At 45.2% G+C, this 239-nt stretch carries 1 protein-coding gene; it reads left to right on the top strand.

The genetic code is table 11. The annotated features are described in order from the left end of the window. The coding region (locus tag A3774_RS16235; RefSeq protein WP_197468103.1) for a 6,7-dimethyl-8-ribityllumazine synthase at positions 1-210 on the top strand (210 nt) is incomplete at its 5' end. Positions 211-239: the final 29 nt, after the last annotated feature.

Raw genomic sequence — 239 nt, 5'->3', positions numbered from 1 at the left:
GATTTTGTTGCACAAGCTGTTTGCACAGGCCTTATGCAAGTTCAACTGGAAACAGAAGTTCCTGTTTTGACAGCGGTCCTTACACCGCACAACTTCCATGAGCATGACGAGCACTCAAGCTACTTCAAGCGCCATTTCGTTAAGAAAGGGGAAGAACTTGCTGGTGCAGCCAACCGTGCAATGTTGTTGACTGAATTAGCTAAGTCCTAAGCTCTTACTATTTTTACAAAGGCAGCTTC

The organism is Neptuniibacter marinus, from assembly GCF_001597725.1.
Classification (GTDB): domain Bacteria; phylum Pseudomonadota; class Gammaproteobacteria; order Pseudomonadales; family Balneatricaceae; genus Neptuniibacter; species Neptuniibacter marinus.
The sequence above is the reverse complement of the archived record's forward strand: the minus strand, read 5'-3'. Positions and strand labels throughout refer to the sequence as shown.